Origin of the sequence: Phenylobacterium sp., assembly GCF_016793285.1 — a bacterium.
In the GTDB taxonomy this organism is placed as follows: Bacteria; Pseudomonadota; Alphaproteobacteria; order Caulobacterales; family Caulobacteraceae; genus Phenylobacterium.
Map to the genome: position 1 here is coordinate 1 of NZ_JAEUMO010000210.1, position 5,349 is coordinate 5,349.

Below are 5,349 nucleotides of genomic sequence, written 5' to 3' on the forward strand. Positions count from 1 at the left end.
TCCGGCAGCCCCAGGATGCGCTTGCTGACGATGTTCGACTGCACCTCCTGGCTGCCGCCGAAGATCGTCCAGGCCTTGCCCGACAGCCAGCCGCGCACCGCCTCCAGCTCGTCGCGGGCGAAGTCGTCGCCCTCCCAGCCCAGGCCCTGGTGACCCATGATCTCAAGCAGCAGCTCGGCCCGCGTCTGGCCGATCCATGTGCCCGAGTTCTTCATGATCGAGGTGGCGGCCGAGGGATTCACATTGCCCTTGGCCTCTTCCCGCGCCCGCTCGATGGTCAGGCCGTGCGCCCTCGAGTCCATCTCGTTGCGCGCGATCCGCATCCGCAGGTCGCTGTCGGCGATCCGGCCGTGCTCGTCGACGCCGACGTATTTCTTGGCCAGGTCCGAGGCCTTGGCGCCGCCGGTCATCCGCCCGCCGCCCTGGCCCGACCGCTCGTGCTGCAGGAGGCGCTTGCCCACCGTCCAGCCGCCGTTCAGCGGCCCCACCATGTCGTCCTTGGCGGCGCGCGCGTCGGTGAAGAAGGTCTCGCAGAACGGCGAACTGCCCGCGATCAACTTGATCGGCCGAGTTTCCACGCCCGGCTGATGCATGTCGATGAGCACAAAACTTATGCCTTCGTGCTTTTTCGTGGTATCTGTTCTGACGAGGCAGAAGCACCAGTCGGCATATTGCGCTCCGCTTGTCCAGATCTTCTGGCCGTTGATCTTCCAGTGATCTCCGGCGTCTTCGCATTTGGTCGTCAGGGACGCCAGATCGCTGCCCGCACCCGGCTCCGAATACCCCTGGCACCAGCGCAGTTCGCCGCGCACGATCGGCGGAATGTGGCGCTGCTTCTGCTCTTCCGTCCCGTACTCCAGCAGCGTCGGGCCGAACATGCTGAGGCCCATCCCGACCATCGGGTTGTAGGCGCCGATCCGGTCCATCTCCTGCTGGAGCACCCGCGCCTCCGCGGGCGAGAGGCCGCCGGCGCCGTACTTCTTCGGCCAGGTCGGCGTGCCCCAGCCCTTGTCGGCCATGCGCTGCTTCCAGACGCCGTGGTCGCCCTCGAACTTGAAGCCGCCCATCATGGCGCGCTCGCCCGACTTGGAATCACCGCGCAGCGACTGCGGGTAGTTTTCCTCGAGCCACGCCCGCGCCTCGGCGCGGAAGGCGTCCAGGGCGCCGCCGGAATCCGCCATCACCAGTTCCTCCTTGAAGAGCGGCCTTCTCGATACCGCTTCTTCCAAAACCTTACTTCGCGTCCGGCAGTCCGAGAACCCTCTTCGACACGACGTTGAGGTTGATCTCCGAGCTGCCGCCCTCGATCGAGTTCGCCTTGGACCGCAGCATCGAGCGCATCGCCGCCAGTTCGCCCTCGCCGAAGCCCTCGCCGGTCCAGCCCAGGCCGCGGCCGCCGAGGCTCTCGATCACCAGTTCGTTGCGGTCCTGGGCGATCTTGGCGCCGGCGTACTTCATCGCCGCGGCCAGGTTCGACGGCCCGTTGCCCGCCTTCGCCTCGTCCTGCTGGCGGCGCACGGTGAGCTGGAAGGCGCGATTCTCCATCATGTGCTCGGTGACGCGGCGGCGCAGGTCCGGGTCGGCGAGGCGGCCGGTGTCGTCCAGGCCGACATAGTCCTTCGCCGCCGCGATCACCGTCGGCACGACCGCCGCCCCGCCGATGTTGCCCGCGCCCAGGCTGGCGCCGATCCCGTCCCGCTCGTGCTGCAAGAGCCGCTTGGCGATCGTCCAGCCGCCGTTCAGCGGCCCGAAGAGCTGGTCCTTGGGAACTTTCACATCCGTGAAGAACGTCTCGCAGAATGGGGACGTCCCGTTGATCAGCAGGATCGGCCGCACCTCGACGCCCGGTGCCTTCATGTCGATCAGAAGGAAGCTGATGCCCTCATGCTTCTTGGACGTATCGGTACGTACCAGGCAGTAGCATCGGTCGGCGTACTGCGCTCCGCTTGTCCAGATCTTCGAGCCATTAACGAGGAAGTGGTCGCCCTTGTCCTCGGCCCGGGTCTGCAGCCCGGCGAGGTCCGATCCGGCCCCAGGCTCGGAGTAGCCCTGGCACCACCAGACGTCGCCCGCGACGATGCCGGGGAAGTGCTCCTGCTTCAGCGCCTCGCTGCCGTATTCCAGCAGCGTCGGGCCGAACATCGACACGCCCATCCCGCCGATCGGATTGCGCGCCCCGATCCTGCCCATCTCCTCGGCCAGCACGCGCGCCTGCTCGCGGGTCAGGCCGCCGCCGCCGTACTTCACGGGCCACGTCGGCGTGCCCCAGCCCTTCGCGCCCAGGGCGCGGCGCCACTTCAGCGCGTCCTCGCTCTCGGGCCGCACCTGCAGCTTGGCCATCTGCGCGTTGACGTCGTGCGCCAGCGCCTTCGGGAAGTTGGCCTCCAGCCAGTCCCTCGCCTCGGTCCGGAAGGCGTCGAGATCCGCGCCGCCGAAGTCCGCCATCACGCCACTCCTATTTCGGGTCCGGGAGGCCGAGCACGCGCTTGGCCACCACGTTCAGGTTCACTTCCGAGGTGCCGCCCTCGATCGAGTTGGCCTTGGTGCGCAGCCAGCCGCGCGTGGCCACGATCTCCGGCGTCTCGAAGCCCGCGCCGTCCCAGCCCAGCCCCTGGTGGCCCAGCGCCTCGATCATCAGCTCGGACCGCTCCTTGGCCAGTTCGGCCGCCGCATACTTGATGATCGACGTGGTCGCCGATGGCCCGTTGCCAGCCTTCGACTCCGCCGCCGAGCGCGCGATCGTCTGGCGCAGCGCGGCGAAGTTCATCTTGTTCTCGGTGATCCGCTTGCGCAGGTCCGCGTCGTCGCCGACCCCGTACGTCGCCGCGATCGAGGCCAGGTCGCCCGACGCCCCGCCCGCCGAGCCGCCCTCGCCGAACCCGGCCGAGATGTTCTGGCGCTCGTACTGCAGCAGCCGCTTGGCGATCTCCCAGCCGCCGTTCACGCGACCGACCAGATTCTCCTTCGGGATCCTCACGTCCGCGAAGAACGTCTCGCAGAACGGGCTCTCGCCCGAGATCAACTGGATCGGCCGCGTCTCGACCCCCGGCGAGGCCATGTCGATCAGCACGAACGAAATGCCCTCGTGCTTCTTCGCCGCGTCGGTCCGCACGAGACAGAAGCACCAGTCCGCCTTGTCGGCATAGCTCGTCCAGATCTTCGAGCCATTGATCAGCCAGTGGTCGCCCTTGTCCTCGCACCGGGTCGCGAGGCCCGCGAGGTCCGACCCCGCGCCGGGCTCGGAGTAGCCCTGGCACCAGCGGATCCTGCCCTCGACGATTTTCGGCAGGTGCTCCTTCTTCTGCGCCTCGTTGGCGTACTCGAGCAGCACGGGACCCAGCATCCAGATGCCGAAGGCCAGCACCGCCGGGCGGAATTTCGCGATCTCGCGCTCGACCACCCGGGCCTCGGCCGCCGAGAGGCCGGCGCCGCCGTAGTCCCTGGGCCAGGCGGGCGCGGTCCAGCCCTTGGCCGCCACGCGCTTCATCCAGGTGATCTGCGGGTCGTCCGATCCTTCGAAGGCGCGTCCGCCCCAGACCGCCTCCGGGTCGGTCGCGGCGTTCGGGTCCCGGAGCTCGGGCGGATACATCGCCGCCAGGTCCGCGCGCACCTCGCGGGCGAACGCGTCGAGGTCCGTGGCGCCGAAGTCGGCCATACCGATCTCCCAAACTGGACTTGGACGCGCCAAGCTTAGCGCCCGGCGATGTTGTCGCAAGCGCAATCAAACATCCGTTTGAGCGGACCTGCCACAGCGTCGCCTATACAGTGAGAATCGATGCGCCTGCTTCGCCATCCCGCCATCGTCGCGTTCGCGCCCTGGACCGCCGCCCTGCTGACGGCGGCCATCGGCGCCCTGCTGCTCGCGTCGGGCGCGCGGCCGTCGCTCCCTGGCCGCTTCGTGCAGTTGCTGCAGTTCGAGCCGGTGCTGGCCATCGAGATCAGCCACTTCGTCTCCAGCGTCCTGGGCCTGGTGCTGGTGATGCTGGCCTTCGGCCTGCGCGCGCGCCTCGACGGGGCCTGGGCCGCGACCCTCGTCACCCTCCTCGTCGCTGCGCCGCTCAGCCTCGCCAAGGGCTTCGTCTGGGAGGAGTCGGCGATGCTGCTGGCGCTCGCCGCTGTGCTCGCGCCCTTTCACCACGCCTTCCCGCGCAAGGCGGCGCTCACGCGCATGGACGTCACGCCGGGCTGGCTGTTTTCGGCCGCGTGCTTCGTCGTCGGGGCCGGGATGATCGGGCTCTGGTCGTTCGAGAACGCCGACTACGGCGAAATGCCGTGGTGGCGCGTGATGGCCGACGCCGACGCCGCGCGCTCGCTGCGCGCCTGGGCCGGCGCCGCCATCGCCCTCCTCGCCTTCGGAGTCTGGCGCCTGCTGGGCTCGGCCGCGACCCCGCCCATCGTGGGCGAGGAAGACCCGGACTTCGACCGCGTCCGCGCCATCCTGGCCAAGGCGGAACTGGCCCGGCCCACGTCGAACCTCGCCCTCCTCGGCGACAAGCGGTTCCTGTTCTCCCCTTCCGGCGAGAGCTTCCTGATGTTCGGCGTGCGCAGCCGGAGCTGGATCGCGCTCGGCTCCACCGTCGGGCGGCGCGACGAGCGGCTGGACCTGCTCTGGCGCTTCCGCGAACTCGCCGATTCCCACGCCGCGCGGCCCGGCTTCTACAACCTCGAAGCCGACGACCTGCCCGACATCGTCGAGCTGGGCTTCGCGATCCAGAAGATGGGCGAGGGTGCGGTCTCCCCGCTGGAGAGCTTTACGATCGAAGGCACCAAGCGGGGCAACCTGCGCCGGGCCTGGCGCCGCGCGGGCGACGACGGGGCGACGTTCGAGATGGTCCAGCCCGCCGCCGTCCCCCCGCTGATCCCCGAGTTGCGGCGCATCTCCGACGCCTGGCTGGAGACCCACGCCGGCGGCGAGAAGGCGTTCTCGCTCGGCGGTTTCGACGAACGCTACATCGAGGAGTTCCCGGTCGCCCTCGTGCGCTGGGAAGGCCGCATCATCGCCTTCGCCACGCTCTGGCCGGTGGCCAACCGCACGGCCTTCTCCATCGACCTGATGCGCTTCGTGCCGGAGGGCCCGCCGCGGATCATGGACTTCCTGTTCGTGGAGCTGATCCGCTGGGGTCAGGCCGAGGGCTACGGCGCCTTCGACTTCGGCATGGCGCCGCTCTCGGGCCTCGACGACCGCCCGCTGGCGCCGGCGCTCAGCCGCGTGGGCCGGCTGATCTACGACCGCGGCGAGGAAATCTACAACTTCCAGGGCGTGCGCCACTACAAGTCCAAGTACGACCCCTCCTGGCAGCCCCGCTTCGTGGCCGCCCCCCGCAAGTGGGCGATCCCGCGCCTGATGGC

Annotated in this window: 4 protein-coding genes; 1 reads left to right on the top strand and 3 read right to left on the bottom strand. The window is 69.2% G+C overall.

Annotated elements, in window-relative coordinates; all coding sequences use genetic code 11:
• From JNL41_RS18620 to JNL41_RS18630, 3 genes are all read right to left on the bottom strand, one after another.
• On the bottom strand, positions 1 to 1,181 hold a 1,181-nt coding region (locus JNL41_RS18620; protein WP_293477546.1), incomplete at its 3' end, for an acyl-CoA dehydrogenase family protein.
• Positions 1,182 to 1,233: 52 nt separating this feature from the next.
• A complete protein-coding gene (locus JNL41_RS18625; protein ID WP_293477548.1) occupies positions 1,234 to 2,445 on the bottom strand; it encodes an acyl-CoA dehydrogenase family protein in 1,212 nt (403 codons plus the stop codon).
• A 10-nt stretch (positions 2,446 to 2,455) separates the two neighbouring features.
• Positions 2,456 to 3,655 (bottom strand): acyl-CoA dehydrogenase family protein, encoded by a 1,200-nt coding sequence (locus tag JNL41_RS18630; RefSeq protein WP_293477549.1) that lies wholly within the window; start codon positions 3,653 to 3,655, stop codon positions 2,456 to 2,458.
• 120 nt (positions 3,656 to 3,775) lie between these two features.
• Between JNL41_RS18630 and JNL41_RS18635 the strand changes: the two genes are divergently transcribed.
• A partial coding sequence (locus JNL41_RS18635; protein ID WP_293477551.1) for a phosphatidylglycerol lysyltransferase domain-containing protein occupies positions 3,776 to 5,349 on the top strand: 1,574 nt, incomplete at its 3' end.